This window comes from Peribacillus frigoritolerans, assembly GCF_001636405.1.
GTDB classification, from domain to species: domain Bacteria; phylum Bacillota; class Bacilli; order Bacillales; family DSM-1321; genus Peribacillus; species Peribacillus frigoritolerans.
Map to the genome: position 1 here is coordinate 2,544,151 of NZ_KV440950.1, position 22,919 is coordinate 2,567,069.

Annotated in this window: 20 protein-coding genes and 2 pseudogenes; 13 read left to right on the plus strand and 9 right to left on the minus strand. The window is 37.4% G+C overall.

Annotated elements, in window-relative coordinates; translation table 11 throughout:
* Window positions 1–738 precede the first annotated feature (738 nt).
* Both A6755_RS12410 and A6755_RS12415 read left to right on the plus strand, forming a co-directional pair.
* Complete coding sequence (locus A6755_RS12410; protein WP_063590813.1) at window positions 739–2,052, plus strand: HAD family hydrolase; 1,314 nt, start codon at window positions 739–741, stop codon at window positions 2,050–2,052.
* A gap of 1,151 nt (window positions 2,053–3,203) precedes the next feature.
* A complete protein-coding gene (locus A6755_RS12415; RefSeq protein ID WP_057277216.1) occupies window positions 3,204–4,466 on the plus strand; it encodes a dicarboxylate/amino acid:cation symporter in 1,263 nt (420 codons plus the stop codon).
* 380 nt (window positions 4,467–4,846) lie between these two features.
* Here A6755_RS12415 and A6755_RS12420 read toward each other — a convergent pair.
* From A6755_RS12420 to A6755_RS12450, 7 genes and pseudogenes are all read right to left on the minus strand, one after another.
* A pseudogene (locus A6755_RS12420) lies at window positions 4,847–5,116 on the minus strand (IS110 family RNA-guided transposase); the annotation flags it as partial.
* A gap of 252 nt (window positions 5,117–5,368) precedes the next feature.
* The gene (gene tatA / locus A6755_RS12425; protein WP_063590815.1) at window positions 5,369–5,593 is read right to left on the minus strand and encodes a twin-arginine translocase TatA/TatE family subunit; all 225 of its coding nucleotides are present in this window, start codon (window positions 5,591–5,593) and stop codon (window positions 5,369–5,371) included.
* A 59-nt stretch (window positions 5,594–5,652) separates the two neighbouring features.
* On the minus strand, window positions 5,653–5,874 hold the full coding sequence (locus tag A6755_RS12430; protein ID WP_063590816.1) for a helix-turn-helix domain-containing protein: 222 nt from the start codon (window positions 5,872–5,874) through the stop codon (window positions 5,653–5,655).
* A gap of 121 nt (window positions 5,875–5,995) precedes the next feature.
* Window positions 5,996–7,165 carry a ZIP family metal transporter gene (locus tag A6755_RS12435; protein WP_063590817.1) on the minus strand — a complete coding sequence of 390 codons (1,170 nt, stop codon included), beginning with the start codon at window positions 7,163–7,165 and terminating at the stop codon, window positions 5,996–5,998.
* A 15-nt stretch (window positions 7,166–7,180) separates the two neighbouring features.
* Window positions 7,181–8,197 carry a multicopper oxidase domain-containing protein gene (locus A6755_RS12440; RefSeq protein ID WP_063590818.1) on the minus strand — a complete coding sequence of 339 codons (1,017 nt, stop codon included), beginning with the start codon at window positions 8,195–8,197 and terminating at the stop codon, window positions 7,181–7,183.
* A 462-nt stretch (window positions 8,198–8,659) separates the two neighbouring features.
* The gene (locus tag A6755_RS12445) at window positions 8,660–11,359 is read right to left on the minus strand and encodes a heavy metal translocating P-type ATPase (RefSeq protein WP_084737675.1); all 2,700 of its coding nucleotides are present in this window, start codon (window positions 11,357–11,359) and stop codon (window positions 8,660–8,662) included.
* An 11-nt stretch (window positions 11,360–11,370) separates the two neighbouring features.
* Window positions 11,371–11,691, minus strand: a complete 321-nt coding sequence (locus tag A6755_RS12450; RefSeq protein WP_063590819.1) for an ArsR/SmtB family transcription factor — start codon at window positions 11,689–11,691, stop codon at window positions 11,371–11,373.
* A 114-nt stretch (window positions 11,692–11,805) separates the two neighbouring features.
* Here A6755_RS12450 and A6755_RS12455 point away from each other — a divergent pair, with 114 nt between their 5' ends.
* Genes A6755_RS12455 through A6755_RS12470 form a run of 4 tightly spaced genes read left to right on the plus strand, consistent with a single transcriptional unit; the run spans window position 11,806 to window position 14,593 of the window.
* Entirely contained in the window at window positions 11,806–12,351 is a 546-nt protein-coding gene (locus A6755_RS12455) for a copper resistance CopC family protein (RefSeq protein ID WP_063590820.1), read from the plus strand.
* A gap of 4 nt (window positions 12,352–12,355) precedes the next feature.
* Window positions 12,356–13,453: a copper resistance D family protein gene (locus tag A6755_RS12460; protein WP_063590821.1), complete on the plus strand. Its 1,098-nt coding sequence runs from the start codon at window positions 12,356–12,358 to the stop codon at window positions 13,451–13,453.
* A gap of 37 nt (window positions 13,454–13,490) precedes the next feature.
* The gene (locus A6755_RS12465; RefSeq protein ID WP_063590822.1) at window positions 13,491–14,165 is read left to right on the plus strand and encodes a DsbA family protein; all 675 of its coding nucleotides are present in this window, start codon (window positions 13,491–13,493) and stop codon (window positions 14,163–14,165) included.
* The gene (locus A6755_RS12470; protein ID WP_063590823.1) at window positions 14,165–14,593 is read left to right on the plus strand and encodes a disulfide oxidoreductase; all 429 of its coding nucleotides are present in this window, start codon (window positions 14,165–14,167) and stop codon (window positions 14,591–14,593) included. Before A6755_RS12465 ends, A6755_RS12470 begins: the two co-directional genes overlap by 1 nt.
* A gap of 41 nt (window positions 14,594–14,634) precedes the next feature.
* On the opposite strand, the pseudogene A6755_RS28110 reads toward A6755_RS12470, so the two are convergent.
* Window positions 14,635–14,787, minus strand: a pseudogene (locus A6755_RS28110) (Chromate resistance protein ChrB); the annotation flags it as partial.
* Between the two features lie 503 nt (window positions 14,788–15,290).
* Between A6755_RS28110 and A6755_RS12475 the strand changes: the two are divergent.
* The 4 genes from A6755_RS12475 (at window position 15,291) to A6755_RS12490 (ending at window position 19,613) form a co-directional block, all read left to right on the plus strand.
* Window positions 15,291–17,462 carry a DNA topoisomerase III gene (locus A6755_RS12475; protein WP_063590824.1) on the plus strand — a complete coding sequence of 724 codons (2,172 nt, stop codon included), beginning with the start codon at window positions 15,291–15,293 and terminating at the stop codon, window positions 17,460–17,462.
* A 102-nt stretch (window positions 17,463–17,564) separates the two neighbouring features.
* Complete coding sequence (gene mntR / locus A6755_RS12480) at window positions 17,565–17,993, plus strand: transcriptional regulator MntR (RefSeq protein ID WP_034307593.1); 429 nt, start codon at window positions 17,565–17,567, stop codon at window positions 17,991–17,993.
* A 229-nt stretch (window positions 17,994–18,222) separates the two neighbouring features.
* On the plus strand, window positions 18,223–18,918 hold the full coding sequence (locus A6755_RS12485; protein WP_063590825.1) for a class I SAM-dependent methyltransferase: 696 nt from the start codon (window positions 18,223–18,225) through the stop codon (window positions 18,916–18,918).
* Window positions 18,918–19,613 (plus strand): AIM24 family protein, encoded by a 696-nt coding sequence (locus tag A6755_RS12490; protein WP_034307590.1) that lies wholly within the window; start codon window positions 18,918–18,920, stop codon window positions 19,611–19,613. Before A6755_RS12485 ends, A6755_RS12490 begins: the two co-directional genes overlap by 1 nt.
* Before the next feature lie 108 nt (window positions 19,614–19,721).
* On the opposite strand, the gene metA is transcribed toward A6755_RS12490, so the two are convergent.
* Window positions 19,722–20,630, minus strand: coding sequence for a homoserine O-acetyltransferase MetA (gene metA / locus A6755_RS12495; RefSeq protein WP_034307589.1), 909 nt, complete (start codon window positions 20,628–20,630; stop codon window positions 19,722–19,724).
* A 167-nt stretch (window positions 20,631–20,797) separates the two neighbouring features.
* On the opposite strand from metA, the gene A6755_RS12500 reads away from it, so the two are divergent.
* From A6755_RS12500 to A6755_RS12510, 3 genes are all read left to right on the plus strand, one after another.
* Entirely contained in the window at window positions 20,798–21,331 is a 534-nt protein-coding gene (locus tag A6755_RS12500) for a hypothetical protein (RefSeq protein WP_063590826.1), read from the plus strand.
* A 78-nt stretch (window positions 21,332–21,409) separates the two neighbouring features.
* On the plus strand, window positions 21,410–21,886 hold the full coding sequence (locus A6755_RS12505; RefSeq protein ID WP_034307586.1) for a glutathione peroxidase: 477 nt from the start codon (window positions 21,410–21,412) through the stop codon (window positions 21,884–21,886).
* A gap of 141 nt (window positions 21,887–22,027) precedes the next feature.
* On the plus strand, window positions 22,028–22,873 hold the full coding sequence (locus A6755_RS12510) for a DegV family protein (protein ID WP_063590827.1): 846 nt from the start codon (window positions 22,028–22,030) through the stop codon (window positions 22,871–22,873).
* Window positions 22,874–22,919: the final 46 nt, after the last annotated feature.

Sequence of the window (22,919 nt, forward strand, 5' to 3'; positions counted from 1 at the left end):
TTGATGTTTGGATGTGTTTACAGCTGGAAGGGTGCAATTGTACCCATATTTGGGCGTATTTAAAATTACACTGATATATATAGCTTTACGAATTTCACCCGTGTTTTACTGGGTGAATTTAATTTTCAGAAAAGAGATTTAGGCTTTTTACCGAAAACTTCATGGGAATATTCGATATTATAACGACCTTAGAACCATCCAAAATTCATAGTCGGTGAATCAATTTGGAGGAGAAAAAATGTGATTCTCTCCTGGATTATCAACACTAAACTAGATAGCCTTTTTAAGGGTACGGCAACCCTTGTTTTCTTGTGGAAACTAGAGGGACAGTTTTTGTTAAAGATAAGTTTAAAATAAGAGTTGTTTTGTAACTCTTTTTTTGTATTATCATTTAAATGATAATAGGCTAATTAAAACATTTTGGAAGTAAACTAATGAAAAATAAACAAGTTGATTGGTTTTTTTCTTGTCCGATGTTTGGAATTCTAGTACCTTACTAATGTAGCTCTTTTGTGATTTTTGAGCAAAACGGGTTTAATTGAATAAGGATTACAAAAATGATCAATCTTTTTATAAAGTTACAAATGTTAAGAAAAGAATCACTAATTAATATTTGACTATTTTGAAAATTCTTGATAATATTTACGCATAAAAGAATCAATCGGCAATGGCGCCTGTTTCAATAGCTAATAACGAGCTATTGGGCAGGCGTCTTTTGCATTTTTCAGGGGGGATAATATGAATAATAGAACCAAATTAAAGGCTTTATTTGGCATGATCATCATTTGCTTGTTTTTGTCTGCATCCTTAGGAGCGGCTGCAAGCGGAAAAGCAGTTTCGACTCCGCAAAAAAGGGAGGGCCATTGTATTCAAGTGTTGGATAAAGGAAAATGGGCTCCTGACACCTATAAGTCTGTTCAAAACCTAATTGATAAGCATGGTGCTGGAAGTACAGCATACGATCCAAAACGAAAACCTTATGTTGTTTTTGATTGGGATCATACGAGCATCATGAATGATACGGAGGAGGCCCTCTTCCTTTATCAAATTGATCACTTGGCATATAACATGCAACCGGAAGAGTTTTATGAAGTGATCAAAAAGAATGTGCCGAATGGACCCTTTTCACACGAGTTTAAAAACCTTCAGGGAGATGCAGTCACTCTCAAGCAAATCGCCGAGGATCTGAAACGCGATTACGAATTTCTTTATTCCAACTATAATGGGATGAATGGAAAAGAGCGGTTAGAAACGCTACATTCAACTGATCGTTTTAAAGATTTTAAAGCGAAAATGTACTTTCTGTATGAAGCCATTGGGGAAACATACGGTGTTGAAATCGGATATCCATGGGTGCTTTATTTATTTGCGAACATGTCGACCGAAGAAGTTCAGCAGCTTGCAGAGGCTTCAAATGATTATAACTTAGGGGCGGATATGGCATCGGTGACGCTTATAAGTCCTGGGTCCATGTTAGGAAAAGCCGGTACAGTTGAAGTTACCTATACAACAGGACTGCGTCTGGCCACGGAAATCGCAAACTTAATGCATACTTTTATGGAGAATGGGATTGACGTTTATGTTATTTCGGCTTCGATGGAAGAGGTGGTGGAGGTATTTTCGTCAAATCCCAAATACGGCTACAACCTTCCAAAGGAAAATGTCTTTGGGATGAGATTAAAAAAGAAGGAAGGAATTACTCAAGCAGAATATGAAGACAATTGGCCGATCACTGCTCGAGAAGGTAAGGTGGAAGTGATCGAACACGCCATCTCCAAAACGCGGGGCGGATACGGTCCGATATTCGTAGCAGGAGACAGCAGTACAGATTATGAAATGCTGACAATTAACAGTTTGAAACTAGGTTTAATTATCAACCGCCTCAAAACAGGTGATATCGGCAAGCTTGCGAAAACAGCTGCAGAACGTATGGGCAAAAACAACCCGAAATATGTTCTCCAAGGAAGAAATGAGAATACAGGCTTATGGATACCGACTGAATACACGATCAAGCTTGGGTCAAATGAAGAAAAATTGTTGGCGGATCCATAAAAAGATTCGTCCCAGTAGATTCAGTCAAACTCGGAGAATAAAATAAAGATTGATGTGACATCTTAGCTCGCTTTTATACATTCAAGTTTCCGAAACATAACCATAATCAGTGTAAATCATGTACCCTGTTCCTATTAAGCCATATTAAATGAAGATAAATCTTCTACTCTCATTTCGTAAACATAAAGTATTTTTGGTTTTACATCTTGAAGAATTTAATCAAATTCGGTAGCAAACAAGCGTATTTATATAAAAGTAATTGAACAAGAAAAGGGCGCTTTCCTGTATGAAGGATCGCGCTCATTTTTACATTTAAGGGCCATTTAATGGAATAAAACTTACAAACAAAACTGGATATTTATATTAATAGTGGTGTGAGATTGTGTTTAGTTTATTGAGGGAGGTTAGTGTAATAGCTGCTTATTTATGATGGAAATCAGAAGTGGAATACTAAAAGAAATTTGATTTTTGAGGTGAACTTTATGTTGAAGAAAACCACATTTTTATTAATCCCTTCAAGAGTATGTGCTACTTTAAAGCTTTTTAGAAAGACTGATTTTTATCCAAGAAAGCTTGGACTTGACTTTTCCCTTTTGAAATATCCAGACCCTAAATATCCTCCTAATCTAGTGGATGGCCGGTTACCCTATTTCTCCTTGTAGTGCCACAGCTTCGCTAGTTATACGAGATCTACGTCCCAACCAGCCTAATCATGTTTCTACAAGCAGGGGCAAACAGTTTAGTTGACGGGGTTTATCCCCACGAGCAGGTACGTTTTGCCCCGGCTACCGTAATAATAAAACCATATAAAAAATGGTCAACCAGAAATATTTTCTGGCTGACCTTATACGAACGGGGGCGTTAGCTGATTAAGGAACAATTAAAAATGTAAACGGGATTAATAATTTATTCTTATAACTTTATAGTAATTCAGTATTTTACTGAATCGCGAATAGGTGATACAGTTTTTTTATATTTACAAATATTTTTAAAAGGAGGTTATATATGGAATTTATAGAAACGATTTTTAAAAGCTATTTTTAAAAGCTATTTCTTCTTTCTCTTTCAATAGTCAAATGAGAAAGGAATGATCTATTTATTGACATATTGTGTGATGAGGCTATTAATCTTTCGTTCAGGGAGGACAACCTATGAAAAGGTTTTTTGCTTTTCAAGTTTTAATTGCATTGTTTATTGGAGCACTTATCGGACATTTTTTTCCTGAACTTGGCCAATCCTTAAGACCAATTGGCGACGCTTTTATTCATCTTATTAAAATGATTGTTGTGCCTATTGTTTTCACTACCATTGTCATTGGGTCATCGGGTGACGGAAACATGAAAAAAATGGGTTCATTAGGACTTAAAACAATTATTTGGTTTGAATTTATTACCACTCTGATTCTAGGTATAGGTCTTTTACTTGTTAACATTCTAAAGCCTGGTGCTGGGCTTAATTTATCCCACCTCGCTCAAAAGGATATCACACAATTAAATGAAAGCGTTACCAAAGTTGTCGATTTTAAAACGATGCTTGTTAACATCATTCCAAGCAACATTGTTGATGCGATGGCAAAAAGTGATTTATTAGCTGTTATATTCTTCGCTATTTTATTTGGTGCAGCTGCTGGAGCAATTGGCAAAAAGTCAGAGCCGGCAATGAAGTTTATGGAATCAGTTGCAAATATCATGTTTAAACTGACACAAATGGTCATGGTAACCGCACCGATTGGTGTACTCTCTCTCATGGCAGCCTCTGTAGGTCAGTATGGTATTGCCCTTTTAATCCCGATGGCAAAGTTGATTGGGGTTGTGTATCTTGGGCTTGCTATTGTTATTTTTGTTCTGTTTCCAATAATTGCTTGGTTCTTGAAGATTTCTTACTTTAAAGTGTTTCGAATGGTATGGGATTTGTTCCTTATCGCTTTTTCTACAACAAGTACGGAAACCATTCTGCCTCAGTTAATGGATCGAATGGAAGCATACGGTTGTTCGAAACGTGTTGTTTCATTCGTTATTCCTTCTGGGCTATCACTGAATTGTGATGGTTCGACATTGTACCTTTCTGTTTGCTCTATTTTCCTAGCACAGGCATATGGCATCCCGATGGATTTTGGCCAACAGTTGATAGTAATGGGGGTTCTTGTTGCAACCTCAAAAGGAATTGCTGCTGTTCCATCCGGTTCGCTAGTTGTCCTTTTAGCTACCGCCTCAGCAGTAGGGCTTCCTGCAGAAGGCGTCGCAATTATAGCAGGCATTGACCGTGTGCTGGATATGGCACGTACAGCTTGTAATACTCCTGGACATGTTCTCGCTTGTATTGTGGTTTCGAAGTGGGAAAAAGAGTTCCGTCAGGAAGAATGGAAAGCTCAAACCGAACAGTCAAGCATTCGGCAGGTACCACCAACATTTTGATGATACGTTAAGCAGTATCATTACATCAGAAGAATTGGGAAAAGCAATGATACAAGTAGCAAGGACTGGATATTCTCGCCCCATTGTTGAAAGTCATGAGTTAAAACTAATGATGGGGTCTGACACATATTATGATTAGTCATCTTGAAGACTTTTTGTGAATTGTATTGCTGTTGGGTGGGTGAAGAAACTGAGAAACGAGAAGGTGGGATACCTTTGAGGATCATGGCTTTGACATAGATCAGGAAAAACGTTTGTGAAAGTTGAGAAATAAGAGTCTTCCTTCACTAACACTGCGTTAGTTTAAATCGGAGCTGCCTTAAGGCAGCTTTTTCTTTATGCAACTATCGGGGGAGATTACCGTTTTTGTTCATTATGACTAACCATTTTGATAGATTCAACCAGTGATGAATTCCCACGATGGCCGTGTCTAAACGGTTTATTCGTTTAAGTTCTTTGATCGAACTTAGAAATTTAGTAAACCCCTCATCGTTATTTTCAAAGTTTAGAGGATGACCGACCAAAATTCCTCGATAGTTAACAGCTCGAGCAACATGAAATTGTTGTGCAATATCAATTCCTACAACAAGATGACGATTCGTGATTCTTTCAATTAGTTGATTTTGTTTGTTTTGCATTTTAAAATTCATAGAGCTTTCTCCTTAAGATGAGTTTTTGTTTGTGTGTACTCTCATCATTATTCAAGAAAAAGGAGTAATTCTTCATTAAGAAAAACTAACAAAGTCGATTTCTTAATGTAAAGGAGATCGACTTTTTATGTTGGAATTCTTTTAGCGTATAAAATTTCAGAAATGGGTGTATAGTTTGCTAAGACCGTTTGTAAACGTAATACTTTTTTGTTGATATTCTAAAAATCAAAAAGCAGGAACAATTTTTAATTCTTAGGCATCACCTGATTTATCCTGCTTCTTTTCAACAGTCGTTAACTCAGGATTTTCCCCTTCTCCTTTATCTTCATCAGATACTAATCCCTTGGTTGCACCCTTGAATTCAATTAAAGTACGTCCAAAGGCTCTACCGATTTCCGGCAGCTTTTTAGGTCCAAAAATAATCAAGGCAATGACAAGTATTAAAATTAAACCTGGTATACCTATACTTTGAAACATAATACTTCCCCCAAGTAATTAAATTTTGTAATTCCTTTTAGATCATTTTTAGAATATCTTCAGTAAAAAAAATCGTTTAAATCCATATTCTTATCAAGTTTTTTTAAGCCCTGATTTATTTTAATTACCGTTGAAATTTTTGGTCGATAGTTCGGATCGCTACATAATTTTGAAATTGTACCTCTACTTATATTTGATGCTCTTTCTAAATCTAATTCATTTAGGTCTTTTTGTTTATCCACCCATCTACCAAAATTACTTCTTTTTTTCCAAAGTCTCATTACCAATTACGCTCCTTTTAATTAGTTTTAGCAGCGTTGGTTAATTTTTAATTCAACAATGTTGAATAGCTCTACCAAGTTCGGGAATTGTTTATGGGTCCAAACAAGATTAAGGCATCCCTTAAAATTTCACGAAAAATGCAGTAAAGTACATGATTAATAGTCCAAGCGCGAAACCAGAAAGGTTTAACCATGAAACAGATGCTTCATTATGTTTTCTATGATCTTCAATGAGCATTTTTGTTATTACATAAATTACTTGAAGAATGGCCCCTGCTCCAATACCAAGGAATAAAGCTCCCAAAATTGGTGAGAAGATGAATCCGCCCACCCATGTACCCGCAATGGCGGGTGCACCTGCGATAACTCCAAGTAATAGAAAGTCTCTAAAACGAGGTGTGGCCTTTAATAAAGGAGCAGCGATTCCAATCCCTTCCGTAATGTTGTGAAGGGTAAACCCTACGATTAAAAAGGTTCCTAAAGCAGCTTCACCTAGTGCAAAGGAAGAACCAATTGCCAAACCTTCTCCAAAGTTATGAAGGCCAATTCCGGTAGCCATTAACAAAGCCAGACCAAAAGGGGAATATCCTTTCCTTTCTTGTTTTCTTTGTTGATACTGATCAAAGCCGATCAATAATAAAAAGGTTAAGGAAGCCCCAATTATGACAACCATATTCCCCTGAAAGACAGAAGGTGCTTCTGCACCAATTTCAAATCCATCAGCCAGAGTCCCGACAAATAAGAATAAAAGGAGCCCAACGGTAAGAGCAAGAATCCCATTTATAGATTTTCGTGAGAAACGTTTCATAAATGGATACCACAACAACCCCAATGTGATCGGGACAATTCCAACGTAAAATCCGATTAAGCCGTAGTTCAAAAAGTTGCTCCAGGTGGTTTCTGGAGTGAGTGTGGCAGCTGCAACATCACCTTCCGTGATAATGCCATTCTCTGTGATTAACTTAATGGTATGTGGATCACCTTCCACCCATGGGTAAGAGATGGTCACCTTTCCCTCATCAAATCGTTCAAGTTTTGCTTGAGGAGAGACATTATAATTCCACACCGAATCATTGACCATCACTTGAGAAATTGTTAAGGGTTTAGGTCCGGTATTACTAACCGATAATTCGAAACCGATTTTAGTTACCTTGATGCGTTCAATGTTCAAGACTTCTATCGGTGCTGCAGGATCTTTTTCTACACCTGCTCCATTTTTCAGCACCCATCCTAGCACCCCTATAAGTAATACTAACGGTATTAAAACAGTAATTAACCATTTGCCCTTCATATTATCCCTCCTTTTTTACTCGACCTCAAAGAATCCCATCCAGCCTAACTCAGCAAATTCACTTACGTGGGCATGAAACATATATGTTCCCTTGTATGGAAATCGAACTTCAATAATTCCACGTTCTCCCTGACATTGCATGATGGTATCTGTGAACTGAGAGGGGTTATCGTTTCTCCCGGTTGGATAATACGTAAAGTAATTCGCATGTAAGTGAAACGAATTTAATAAGTCGAATTCTGTTAAATTACTTAAGTAAATTCTTACGAGTTGATCTTTTTTGATTTTAATAGGGTGATTCATAAATGCGAAAGCATAGCCATTCACCGTATAAAACTCATTTTCACCGTCTAAATCCAAATCATATCCATTCATAACCATGTTTAACTCTAATGCCGGTTCTCTTGGCTTCTTTGGATCAATAATAAAATTACCGTATAAGCCTTTATGGATATGGCGGGCTAGGGGGAGTACATGGCAATGGTAAATTTGTAATCCGTATGGCTTCGCTTCAAATTCGTACGTGAATTTTTGTCCAGGATAAATGGAAGTTAAACCGTCCATCTCTGGAGGATGGATTCCGTGAAAATGAATAGAGTGGGGGTGGCTGCCCTTATTAATAAAGTGAAACCGCAAAAGGTCCCCCTCGGTACAACGAAAAGATGGTCCTGGAATTGTTCCATTATAAGTCCATCCTGGAAATTTAATTCCTTTGGCAATTTCGATTTCTTTATCAATTGCCACGACTTCATATTCCCGGAGTGTTTGACCGTTGGGCAACTTGGTAACGTTTCCATAATCAAACTCAGTAAGGAGCCGTTCAGCCATTTTATAACCTGTGGTTTTTGTTTTATCACTCATATTTTCATGATTTGAATGATTGCCATTCTTCTGGGACGAATTATTGGCTGCCTGAGCCATAGTTGGAAATTGTGCCATTTTATTTAAGTAATAAGATCCAGCTACTCCAAATGCACCAGCTGTCCCCATCTTTAAAATATCTCTACGGGAAACCTTTTTCTCATCCGGCATTACTTGACCCCCTTCTAAAAAGTTTCCTTAAGGAAACTTTTTGTTGTATAAGCTATACTTTAAGGTAAGTACAAGTTTAATGTCAACTCTTTTTTTCAGAATACTTCGTATACGAAGATAAGCAAGTATAGATCTGGAAAGGTGGATGAACAAAGATCCACCCGGACGGTTACAGACGGTATATTGCTGTAAAAAGGGTGGGAATGGATCTAGTCCTATTGTTTATGAGAACTAAACTTTACATCATCAAAAATAGAAAAGAGAGGATTTGTGCATCAATAATTGGTTACTTCGGCAACCTTTATAAATAACATTTTGATCAATCTTTTTTCAAAATGGATTCTAATTTAAGTTAATATGAGGTTCGGGAGGAACTTTTGATCAATCTATATTTCGAAGATAAAAATAGTATTTTTTATAAAAAAATGAGATGGTTCTATTGTAGAACCATCTCATTAATCTCTATTCTTTAAATTTTAACAATCTTATTGCATTTAAAATAACAATTAATGCAGCACCTGTATCACTTAATACAGCCATCCAAAGTGTAAGCCAGCCAGGAAAGATTAAGACTAATGCAATTACTTTAATAATTACGGAGAACCATATATTTTGTTTAATAATAGTTAAAGCTTTTCTGCTTAACTTCATTGTATGAGGTAGTTTATCAAGATTATCAGCCATTAAAACAATATCTGCTGTCTCCATTGCGGTGTCTGTTCCTGCACCGCCCATAGCAATACCTAAATCTGCTGTTGCAAGTGCTGGAGCATCATTAATACCGTCTCCAACCATTGCTACCTTATGTCCTTCATTTTGTAATTTCTTTATGGCATCTACTTTATCCTCTGGCAACAAATCTGCGAAATAACGAGTAACATTAGCTTCTGAAGCAATCATTTTTGCAGATCCTTGATTATCCCCGGTTAACATTACAGTTTGGTTAACTCCACTTTGTTTAAGTGCTTTTAAAGCAGAAGCTGTTGTTTCACGGATGGTATCAGAAACTGCAATTATCCCGATTACTTGATGCTGTGTCCCGATTATAACTACAGTTTTTCCTTTATTTTGTATCTCTTGAACATGATTTTTTACATCATCTAAGGAAACCTTCATTTCTTCGAAGAGTTTTAAATTACCTCCGTAATAAATATTTCCTTCAATAGTCGCTTGAACACCTTTTCCAACGATACTTCTGAATAGCTCGCCAATTTTAGGCTGAATTCCTTTTTCGTTGGCATATCCAACAATTGCTTTGGCTATAGGATGTGTTGAATAATCTTCTAGTGTTAAGGCAATTGAAAGTAATTCATCTTCTGTTACGTGTAAAGTCTTGATTTCTGTGACTTTAGGCTTTCCTTCAGTCAAAGTCCCTGTTTTATCAAATGCAATGGCAGTAATGGCACCAGCTTTTTCTAAGAACGTACCACCTTTAATTAAGACACCATTCTTCGCAGCGTTCCCAATGGCTGATACGATCGCAACAGGAGTCGAAATCACTAAAGCACAAGGGCAAGCTACAACTAGCAATTCGAGTCCCTTATAAAACCAGTCTCCCCAAGTGCCAAATCCAAGGAGAGGAGGGAGTAACATAATTGCCAATGCTAAAATAAATACAATAGGTGTATAAACACTTGCGAATTTATCTACAAATGCTTCTGTTGGTGCTTTTTGTTCCTGTGCTTCTTCAACCAAGTGAATAATTTTTGATATGGTGGTATCTTCAACTAACTTAGTCACCTTAATCTCAAGAGAACCATTTTCATTTATTGTTCCTGCGTATACTGTGTCACCAATTTCCTTATCAACAGGAATGGACTCTCCAGTAATAGGAGCCTGATTGACGCTTGATTCTCCTTGAATAATTTCACCGTCTAATGGAATCTTATCGCCAGGTTTAACAATGATAATGTCACCAATTGTTATTTCTTCAACTGGTTTTTTAATTATCTCTGAACCCACGCTGACCCAAGCTTCAGGTGGAGCTAAATCCATAAGGTTACGAATCGAATTCCTTGTACGTTCAATTGACTTTGTTTGTAGTAAGTTACCGATTGCAAATAACCATACAACAGTAGCACCTTCAAGCCATTCACCTATTAGCGCAGCTCCAATAGCTGCAGCAGACATTAGAACATTCATATCCAATGAACGGCTTTTTATTGCATAGAATGCACTTTTGACTGGCTTATAACCACTTATAACCATTGCGATAGCATATAGGATCGTCGACATAATAGGAGAAATACCATTAAATGAACCGATAAAACCAAGAGCTATTAATACACCAGACAAGATTATTAGGCCATTGTCGCTTTTATTTTTGTTAGTCTGTATCGATTTTTTATTTGACTGTAATGAAGCTTTAAAGCCAATTTTAGAAACCTCAGAAATAATATTTTCAACACTATCTGAATGTTCGATTTTCATTTTCCCGGTAGAGAAATTTACACTGACATATTTAACGCTTGAGAGGGTATTCAAATGGTTTTCTATACTCTTAGCACAACTACCACAGTCCATTCCTTCAATTTCGAACGTTTTTATATTCCCTTTTTGATCTAAAGGCTCAATAGAATATCCAAGCTTTTTGATTTCACTTTCAATTGGGATAAAAGCATCAAGGTGACTAGCAGCCACCTGCATTTTCGCGGTGCTGTAATTAACCTTTACCTCAGAGATACCCTTCAATGTACTTAAGCTTTTTTCAATGGTTTTTGCACAAGCCGGACAATCCATTCCGTGAACTCTGTAAGCCATTTTCTCCCCAGAAGGTAGAGCGTTCGAGATTGTCTCAATTGTCTGCTGTTCATTACTACTACAACAGCTTGTTTGCACTAATGCTTCATCTTCTTTAATTGTTGTTTTACAGCTACAACAATTAGTGGTTTCTTGCTTTTTTTCACTTGGAAGGGAATTGCTGCAACAGCTTATTTTCTCTAATTCTTTATCTGTTTCCTTTGATGTATTACTGCTACAACAACTAGTTTCTGTTTGTATAAAAATAGGTATTGAATTAAAGCTGTTTACTGAATCTTTGTTACTTGAACAACAACTTGTGTTTTCTTGTTTTAATTCTAAATTGGTGGAGCTACAACAACTATCCGTCCTATTTTCTGTATTTTCGGCATCATTATTTGAATTACAACATTTGTCAGCCATTTTAAGCACTCCTAATCTATATGACTTTCGCAACATGCAACATCATTTTGAACATCTTCAAGAACTACATCGAACATTGATAATAAATCTCGTATATGTTGATTACGTAAGCTATAAAAACAGTATTTCCCTTCATTCCTTCCCACTATAATTCCACAACCCTTTAAACACGCGAGATGCTGTGAAATATTTGATTGATTCCCCTTGATTTCATCTACAATTTGAGACACAGTTTTTTCCTGACTTTTTATACTTTCGAGGATTTGTATCCTTGTTTTATTAGAAAATCCATGAATTAGCTTAACCTTCATATCTATATCAGTATTTTGCATATATTTACCTCCTAACATATTAGACAGGACTAATATGTTTTGTTATCATCATATTAGCAGTAGCTAATATGTGTGTCAAATTGATGAATTAAATTTGTAAAAGGAGTATCTGGAATGATAAAAAAAGTATCTTTATTATTTTTATTACTTTTCATCTTATTTTCAAAGCAAGCACTAGCACACACTTCTCTGGAAGACTCAACACCTAAAGATGGTGAAGTAATGACAGAACCCGTTCGGGAGCTAACTTTAATTTTTGGTACAAAAGTTGAACAGAACAGCAGAATTAGTGTTTCGAATTCAAACGGAGAACCTGTTAAACTAGGAAACTTTGTGATCGAGGAGGAAGAAATGTGGGCAACCTTTTTTCAACCTTTAAAGAATGGAAATTATAAAGTTGACTGGAAGATCATTGGTGCAGATGGACATCCGATAGAAGGTACGTTTTCTTTTTCAGTAGATGTACCTCATGATAAAGCCAGCGTTGAAACGGAAGAGGGAGAACCAAAACAAGAAGATAATCAAGAAAACACTAATAAAAAACCAAAACGTGAAGTACAACAAAGTAATGTACCCTCTTATATAATTCCTTCCATTATCGGTGCTTTATTTGTCATAGTTGCTGGGAGTTTCCTATGGTTAATGAGGAGGAAGAAATAAAAAAATGTTAATGATTGGAATCATCAGTGAACCATTATTATATCTTTGCTTTTCCCTATTAATTGGTAGTTTCATTCTGCAGCTTGTACCAAGTACCTATAGACCTGATTTTAATGTCCCTAAAGGTGTATTAATGCTAGCTACAGCCGGTATAGGAATCTTTTCATTTATACCCGTTTTACAAGTGATATTATATCTTTATCAGGACATTGGGTTTGTGCAAACACTTAAATCGGTACTTTTTACATTTGAAGTGGGAAAATCCTGGATTTTTACATATTTACTCTCAAATCTATTATTTATTTATATTGTTTGGTTTGATTACAGAAAGAATCCACTATATGCATACATTGGTATGGTCATTACGTTCATATTAATTCTTGCACTAGGTTGGTCTAGTCATGCTAGTTCTATTGAGCAATGGATAGGATTCGTTGTACACACTATTCATTTTCTTGCTGTAACCATTTGGGTAGGAATTTTATTCGTGATTAGTTGGGCCTCAAAAAGTCACTTAAATTGGATGAAATTTTTAAGGTGGTTTACGCCCGTTGCATTAATTTGTTTCTTTATAACCGTTATATCAGGACTTTTTTTAATGACTGTAGTGATCGATTATAAAGACTATGCAAATTCTTGGATTCTACCTTATGGACAAGCACTTTTAATTAAACATCTGCTCATTATTCCTTTATTAGCTTATGTCTTTATTAATAGCATTTTGATACAAAAAAAAATAAAAAATAATGTTAGTTTTAATCCAAGGCCTTGGACGAAAGCTGAAAGTTTAATTGTATTTCTAATTTTTTCAGCTACTGCTGTATTAGGGCAACAAGAGCCACCACATGATATTGAAACAACAATAGCATCAACAGGATCATCTGCATTATTTGACCTATTATATCAAGGAAATATAACACGCGATTTAGTAATAGTTCTTGGTTTTGAATTTAACAGTGTAATGTTAGTAATATTAGCTTTATCCTTCTTGGGATTAACAATATTGTCATACATAAAAAGAGCACCTATCCTTTTAGGTTTCACAATGAGTGCATTAAGTGTGGTAGCTTTTTATTTATCAATAATGGTAAGCATTCAATAACATATAATTTTATTAAATACATGATACGAGGTGAAATATGATGAAGAGTAAGAATTCAGGAATGAAAATGGCAGTTATACTCACAATTATAATTTTGGGTGCTCTAGCTGCATTAGTCGTAATCAACTCCGAAACAAAAAATACAGGAAGCGAAGTAAAAGTACCTTCTATTGAAGGGCAACCAATTTTAGGTGAAGCCAATGCTCCAGTAACTGTTGTGGAATTTGGTGATTTTAAATGTCCTTCTTGTAAAGCATGGGGGGAAACAATTTTCCCACGATTAGTTTCGGAGTATGTTGACACTGGTAAGGTGAAATTTTCTTATATAAATGTATTATTTCACGGAGAGGAATCACAATTAGGTTCAATAGCAGCAGAATCGGTGTTAAAAAATTCCCCCGAAGCATATTGGGATTTTCACAAAGGACTTTTTAAAGAGCAGCCAAGCCAAAATCATGATGCTTTATGGATTAATCAAGAGAAAATCCTTGAAGTAGCTAGTGGTGTTCCTGGTATTGATGTAAATAAATTAAAAACAGATATTGAAAAAAAATCAGATCTAGAAGCAGTAAATAAAGATACAGAATTAGTAGAAGAGTTTAACATTCAACAGACTCCAACAATAATAATAAATGGCATTATGCTAGAAGATCCTTTTGATTATGAAAAAATTAAAACCCATATTGAACAAGAGTTAGAAGGTAATCAATAATGAGAGAAGTTGTAAACAACTATAATAAACAGCTTTTTCTCTATGTTGCGTGGCTGGTTTCGATGGTGGCTACACTTGGTAGTCTTTATTTCAGTGAAATACGAGGATTTACTCCTTGTGAACTATGTTGGTACCAACGTATTCTTATGTATCCACTTGCTTTAATACTGGGTATTAGTACATTTCAAAAGGACTTTTCTGTTAAGAAATTTGTATTACCAATGGCTATTATTGGATGGTTTATTTCTCTCTACCACTACTTAATACAGAAAGTTCCTGGTTTTGCTGAAATAAAGCCTTGTGTAAATGGTGTACCTTGTAATGCCCAATATATAAACTGGCTTGGCTTTATAACTATCCCATTTTTAGCTTTAATAGCGTTTACGTTAATAATCACTTGTATGATTCTTGTAAAAAAAAATAAATAAAAAAAAGGGCAATTTTTCGCAGAATTGCCCTTTTTTAATATTCACATAAATTTATCTAATGCACTATTACATTCTTCCATTCTGGTTACTGCTTGTTGTTGTAATTCACATTGGAAAAAATCTCGTTTTTGTATTTTCAATAACCATTTTTGTAATCGTTCTAATGCAGCTTCATTTTCCTCAATTTCTCCAAATGAAAAATTCTCATCAAACTACTTTTAAAAATTGTATACTAAATCTCTAGAAAATAACCCTTTTTGCTCAATCTCTATTCATAATGGATTGTATTTATATATAAGGGCTTTTAGGGGCCATAATTAACTGTGTTCAATCCAACTAAGATAATTGTAGTTTCTTTTCCAAATATTTGATTAATGTAGATCCGATTTTGTTAGCTTTTCTCAAAAATTTAGGTTACTACATCTAAACAGTGAAAAGTATTGAACCACACATTTAATATTGTACAATTTGTATATACTCCGATTCACCCAAATGCGAAGTTTTCACTTATTGAACTGCAATATTCAGGTGGATTTTTTTATCTCCCTGAAAACCTCACTCTTCACCGAAGTTAAGCAATCATTTCATGCTTTCTACTATCAGTCCGGTAAAAACGAAGTCATATCTAGCCGATTGTGATAATTAAGGTATAATGATAGGGGAAAGATATTTTGTAACGGATTAGGTGAAGATGATCATGAAGCTAATCATTGCGGAGAAACCAGATCAAGGTTCAACGCTAGCGGCTCAATTTAAAACGAAAAAACAGCAAGGCTATATAGAAATCATGCCGAATGAACTTTTCCCCGATGGAGCTTATGTAACTTGGGCCGTCGGACATTTATGTCAACTTGTTTCGCCGGAAACCTATCATTCAAAATGGAAAAAATGGTCGATGGAAACGTTGCCGATGATTCCTGAGAAATTTCAATATGAAGTGACACGGCAAAAGGCAAAGCAATTCAATGTTGTGAAGACTTTGCTTAGGAAAACGGAAGTCGATGAAATCATTCATGCAGGTGATGCCGGGCGTGAAGGAGAATTGATTGTACGCAACATCGTTAACTTATGCAATGTCAATAAACCGATGAAACGTTTATGGATATCCTCTTTGACCCCGAAAGCGATTTATGAGGGATTTCAAAATCTGAAGAGCGAAGAAAAAACCAGGCCGCTTTATTATGAAGCGTATACGAGAGCTTGTGCGGACTGGGTTGTGGGAATGAATGCGTCGCGAGCGTATAGTATTTTATTGAAACAAAGGGGTGTTTCGGATGTGTTTTCAGCTGGAAGGGTTCAGACACCGACTCTTGCTTTGATAGTGAAGCGGGAAATGGAAATTGAGCAATTCAAGTCTGAACCGTTCTGGGAAGTGTTCGCAGATTTCAAGATGGACGGTAAGAAATATCAGGGTAAATGGCAGCTGAATAATGATCCGAGAATCAAGACAAAAGAAATGGCTGATAAAATTGCCGCTTTTTGTAAGGGTAAGGAAGCTGAAATAGCGGAAATGGATACTGAAAGGAAAGAATTTCAGCCGCCTTTGTTATTTAATCTATCGTCATTGCAAGCGACAGTGAACAAGATTTATAAATATTCACCGAAACAGACGCTTGATATAGTACAAAGTTTATATCAAAAAGGGATCGTTTCTTATCCACGTTCAGATTCCAATTACGTGACGGAAGGGGAAGCCGAAACATTTCCCGATATCTTGCAAAAACTAAGCGGATTTTCAGAATATGAATCCCTGTTTCCTTTGCCACAACCGAACATCATGAATAATAAAAGGTTTGTAAATGAAAAAAAAGTGACTGATCACTATGCAATTATCCCGACGGAGCAGGTAATCGACCCGAAGCGGCTTTCCGCCGAAGAACGGAATATTTATGACTTGGTGGTACGCCGGTTGATTGCGGCCCATTATGAGAAAGCGATTTTCGATTACACCACCATTAAAACGCTCGTCGATAAGCGTGCGGAATTCATTTCTAAAGGCAAGCAGCAGATTCAAGAGGGATGGCGCAAAGTGATTTTCCAAGATGACAAGGATGATGATATCATTTTACCGTCCGTTTCCAAAGGGGATACTGGAAATGTCGCCAATATAAAGGTGAAAGAAGGAAAAACCCAGCCCCCTAAGCGCTATACAGAAGGTCAGCTGATCACTTTGATGAAAACAGCCGGAAAGCATCTGGATAATGAAGAGTTAGAAAAAGTACTGATGAAAACCGAGGGCCTCGGAACCGAAGCAACTCGGGCTGGCATCATTACCATGCTCAAGGACCGTAAATACATCAATGTCAAAAAAAATCAGGTGTTTGCGACAGATAAAGGGAAAGTGCTGATTACGGCCATCGGGGAGAAAATCCTGGCTTCACCCGAGATGACAGCCAAATGGGAACAGCGTTTAAGGGAAATTGGTGAAGGAAAGGCTTCAGCTGGCGGCTTTATGGAGGCTGTTAAAAAGATGTCGGCAAAAATCATCAGTGATGCCATGGAATCATCGGAAAACTGGGATTTTCAAGGGCTGGATACCGAGTCGATTCAACGGAGCGGCTCTAAAAAAAGAAGCTCGGCATCTGTGGGCAGCTGTAAACTATGCGGTTCTAAGATTGTCGATAAAGGGGAATTCTATGGATGTGTAAGTTATCAAAAAACAAAGTGTAACTTCACCATCTCCAAAAAAATCCTTAATAAGAAAATCAGTCAAGCAAATATAAAAAAGCTGTTGGCGAGCGGTGAAACGGATCTGATAAGCGGTTTTAAAAAAGGGGAAAAGACCTTTGATGCCATTCTATCGTGGTCCGATGCTGAAAAGAAGATCAGTTTTACATTCCCAACAGAACAAAACATCAAGCAAACTTGAGAAGAAACATCATTAAAGGCGCCCTGAGACTTATATCTTCTTGTTTCGGGGCCGTTAATATAGTAAAATTTTTAGATATGCGTTTGAATGGGAGGATTCCGAATGCCTACACCGAGCATGGAGGATTACATAGAACAAATTTATTTACTTATTGAAGAAAAAGGATATGCAAGAGTTTCCGATATTGCCGAAAATCTTTCCGTCCACCCATCTTCTGTTACAAAAATGGTACAAAAACTGGATCAGGAAAAATATTTGATATATGAAAAGTACCGGGGTCTCGTTTTAACCGCAAATGGGAAAAAAGTTGGTAAAAGGCTCGTATATCGTCATGAACTTTTAGAACAGATGCTAAGGTTGATTGGGGTCAAGGAAGAAAATATTTATCAAGATGTAGAGGGGATTGAACACCACCTTAGTTGGAATGCCATCGATAGGATTGGAGACCTGGTTGAATTCTTTGAAGAATCTTCTGACCGTGTCGAGGATTTACGTAAGATACAAAAAAGAAATGAAGAAAATTCAAAATAAGCTGCCGCTGGCAGTTTTTTTTATGTATTAATATCATCTCTCTTCTTGAATCGGGCATGGTTATTTTACAAATAAGGTGTAAAGGGGAGTGACGTTTTAAAAGAGGATTTTTTGATTATGAACAGAATAGCTATAAAGAGGCCCCGGTATTTTGATTCGGGAAAACGAAGTGATTTTGTGTTTTTCAGCAACTTATTGATTAGGGGTTAAATGGGAGGGTGAATTTTTTATGAATATACATACATGGCATAAAGAGTCGGAAAAGGAATGGGATGTTTTTGCACCTATGTGGGTGAAGAATTCGCAAGAAATGTGGGAAACGGGGAGTCGGAAAAACATCATTCCCTTCTTTTCTGAATATGTACCTTCGGGAGTGAAGATGGCTGACATAGGCTGTGGAGATGGAGTTGGCTCCTTGAAATTGGCCGAAGCGGGATTTAGAGTAACTGGAGTTGATTTATCCAATGTGATGATTGAATTTGCAAAGGGGAAAACCGCTCAACAACCAGGACTTTCTTTCCTGCAAGGGGATTTTTATAACCTTCCCTTCGAAGATGAAGAAATGGATGCGGCAATGGTCATTAATTCTTTGGAATATACGGGTGAACCCTTAACGGTGTTGAAGGAAATCCAACGGGTAATAAAGCCTGGAGGTTATGTCTGTTTTGGAATACTTGGTCCAACAGCTGAGCCGCGAAAAAAATTCAGCTTCCACCGGTTATTGGGAGATGAAGTCATCATGAATACCATGCAGCCGTGGGAATTTGAAAAAATGGCTTTAGAAACGGGATGGAAGGCAGTGGCTGATACCGGCGTAGCAAAGAGAGGGGTGGACTATACAAAGCTCGGACATTTTTCAAAGGAATTAAAGCAAGCTGTATCGTTCATGTGGCTTTTCCTCTTTCAAAAAGAGGTGGGGCAGTGATGGAGAAGTATCAAATCGATCAATTCGTTGAAAAGACGAAACAGCAGGATAAGGGTCAAGGTTTATTTGAACTTGAAACGGAACGAATCCTGGAGATTAATTTGGAAAAGCAGATTTGGGCAAAAATGGGAACGATGGTTTCTTATCGCGGCCAAATTAAATTCGAGCGGGAAGGTATTTTGGAGCATGGTTTTGGTAAACTCTTTAAAAAAGCCTTAACCGGTGAGGGTGCATCCCTGATGAAAGCGACCGGAAGCGGCAAGCTATACGTCGCGGATCAAGGGAAGAAGATTTCCATTTTACAGTTAAATGGTGAATCGATCTGTGTTAACGGAAATGATTTACTCGCATTTGAGCCGGGGATTTCATGGGATATAAAAATGATGCGGCGCATTGCCGGGTTATTGGCGGGCGGATTGTTCAACGTAAGGCTCGAGGGGAGAGGCATGGTTGCATTCACTTCTCATTATGAGCCTCTTACTTTAATGGTGGAACCTGGGAATCCGGTTTATACGGACCCGAATGCCACAGTAGCTTGGTCAGGGGAATTGCAGCCTGAATTCGTAACGGATGTTTCTTTGAAGTCGTTTTTTGGAAGGGGAAGCGGCGAATCCGTTCAAATGAAATTCGAAGGAAAAGGATTTGTGGTCGTCCAACCTTTTGAAGAGGTATATTTCGGTAATAAGGAATCATGAAACAAACAACCTGAGTCAGCTACTCAGGTTGTTTCCCATGATGATCGGATGTGTCTGCCATAAAAAAGCGATTCATTTCAAAGTGAAAGCTTCTTTTTTCTTACCCTTTCAATCCCACTCATAAGGGGTTGATTGGTAGACATAATAATTCAGCCAATTCGAGAACATCAGGCTGCAATGGCTCTTCCAGCGGTGAAGAGGTATCCTGGTCGGATCGTTATCAGGAAAGTAATTTTCAGGGAGTTGCGTATTGATCCCGCGTTCCCTATCGCGCTTGTATTCTTCACCAAGGGTATCGGCATCATACTCGAAATGGCCGGTAACCATAATTCTTTTTCCATCAACTGAAGCAGCCATCAATACACCAGCTTGATCGGACTGTGCGAGAACCTTCAATTCAGGATGGTTAACTAATTTTTGATAGTCAATATCCGTATAGCGTGAATGAGGGGCCATAAAATAATCATCGAATCCGCGGACTAGATTTTCATTCGGTTCAAGGACCTCATGAGTGTATACCCCGAAGCATTTCTCTGGAAGTTCGTATTTGCCTATTCCATAATGATGGTACAGGGCAGCTTGTGCCCCCCAACAGATATGTAGGGTGGATGTGACATTTTCACTTGACCAGTTCATGATGCTCTGCAGTTCTTCCCAATAATTAACGTCTGAAAACTCCAGCTTTTCCACTGGAGCGCCTGTAATGATCAAGCCGTCATATTTCTTTGTGCGAATATCATTGAATGATTTGTAAAACTGATCTAAATGAAATTTACTTGTGTTCTTTGATTCATGTGTGCTTAAGCGCAGGAATGATATATTTACTTGAATGGGAGTATTGCCAAGAAAGCGCAGTAACTGGGCCTCCGTTTTTTCTTTTTCTGGCATTAGGTTTAAAATTAATATATTCAATGGACGGATTTCCTGATTGGTAGCTCTTTCCTCATCCATTACGAAGATATTTTCCTGTTCTAAAATTTCCCTTGCTGGCAGTTGTTCCGGAATTCTGATTGGCATGATTAGCCTCCTTCTTCAAAAATCATAATATTTTAATTATATAGAAAATTATTGAATAGAAAAGCTATTTTAATAATTTCTTGTAAATCCCGAAGGAAATGGCCTGTGAATGGTAAAATGGAAAGATCGGAATACATTAACTATGAAGTTGGAGAGGTGTTTGGAGATTGTTTGATCCTACAGCATTTGAAAACATGAAAGTGGTATTGGAGGGAGCGGTTTACGATCGTGACTTCATTGGGGATATATTGGTCATAAACCGTGATGATATAGTGAATCTCTCAACCATGTCCAGATCATATAAGATCGAGATGGAATTGAAAAAAACAAACGCGCCCATTTCGATTAGCGGTGCCATTGAGCTACACGCTTCCCTACATAACCTAAGTTCGGAGTTACTCGATGAAGCTATTGATGATACGCATTCAGGCTGCACGGTCAATATATTCATTTCTTTTCCTAAAAAGCTTGATGAAGTGAATGCTGAACAATTGATGAGTGACCTGGAAAAAATCTGGGGAGATCAGAGAATCATATCAGTGACGACCAGCGAAACGGTCAGTAAAAAAGTGCAACCCATTACTTCTTCTATATATAAAATTTCATTTGGAAGGCTTGTAAGAGAAGAGCAAATGGATGATTTGGAAGACATGGTAGAGTATTTGATTCAATCCATTCAAGCAGTGAAGATTCCTGGATGATAGGAAAAGGATTAAAGTTGGTAAACCTACCTTTAAATACGGTAAAATGAATCATCATACTAAAGGGAGAGATCATTCATGTCCATTTACGAATTTGAAGTCAATAAAATCAATGGCGAAACCATCTCGCTTGAGGAATATAAAGGGAAAGTGATGATTATAGTGAATACCGCAAGCAAATGCGGTTTTTCGCCACAGTATGATGATTTGCAAAGTCTGTATGTGCAATATAAAGAGGATGGGGTAGTCGTGCTTGGTTTTCCGTGTAATCAGTTTTTGAATCAGGAGCCTGGTGATGATCTGGAAATCGATTCATACTGCAAATTGAATCATGGTGTAACCTTCCCGATGTTCGCAAAAGTGAATGTCAAAGGAAAGGAAGCCCACCCCTTATTCAGCTATCTGACTGAAAATGCTCCTGGAGTGATGGGGTCCAAATCGATAAAATGGAATTTTACAAAGTTCTTGATTGATCGTAATGGAAATATCGTCAGCCGGTTTGCACCTAAAACAAAACCTCTGGAAATGGAAGAAGATATAAAAAAATTAATATGAAGCATGAAATCGAGTCCAACGGAAAGTTTCTGTTGGGCTCTTTTCTTGAGGTAAGATATTTATTGCATGCATCCGTTTTTAAAAGGGGACAGATGGTTGGGATATTGAATATAATAGAAGACACAAATGAGGGGGGAAACCATGGAACGAATTGCATGGGTAACAGATAGTACGGGAACTTTAGATGAAGAATTATCATTGAATGAACATGTATACGTCGTTCCGATGGTCGTCATCATCGATGGGAAGGAATATGAAGATGGCGTCGACCTATTACCTGAGGAATTATACCGGCGGATGAGTGAGGAAAAAATCACTGCCACCACGTCACAGCCCTCGGTCGGCCGATTCCAGGAATTATATAAGGAGCTTGAAAAACGCTATGATCGAATCATAGCCGTACATCTTTCCAGTGAATTGAGCGGGACGGTTTCTGCGAGCAGGCAAGCTGCACAAATGGTTACGATCCCTGTTGACGTTTTTGATACTTTACTTATTTCCTTTCCAATGCTATTAATCTTGAAACGGCTCATGCATTATATTGAAAATGGCGATTCCATCAATGAAGCATTCGTCAAAACGAGAATGTATGCGGATAACCATGAGACCTATGTAATGATAGGCTCTTTAGATCAGCTGCACCGGAGCGGCAGGTTAACAAACGCACAGTATATTCTAGGAAGCCTATTGAGCTTTAAACCCATCATTTCAATTGAAAATGGTGTGCTCCATACTAAATCTAAACCTCGGAACCTTAAAAAAGCGGAAAAACAGATCTTCACTGATTTTCGCAGATCAGTCGAAGCGGGAACAGTAAAGGAATGCACCATATTATATGGTGGAGTGTCGGAGCAGGCACAAAAATGGAAAAAGATGATTTCCGAAGAATTCCCTCATGTGTTGATCCATGTATCCCCACTGGGGAGTGCCATCGGGGTGCATACCGGTGAACAGACGATTGGGCTCAGTTGGTTCAATGAAGATTAAAGCACACCATTATTGAGAACCATGGTAAAATAGAAAGGACATGGAG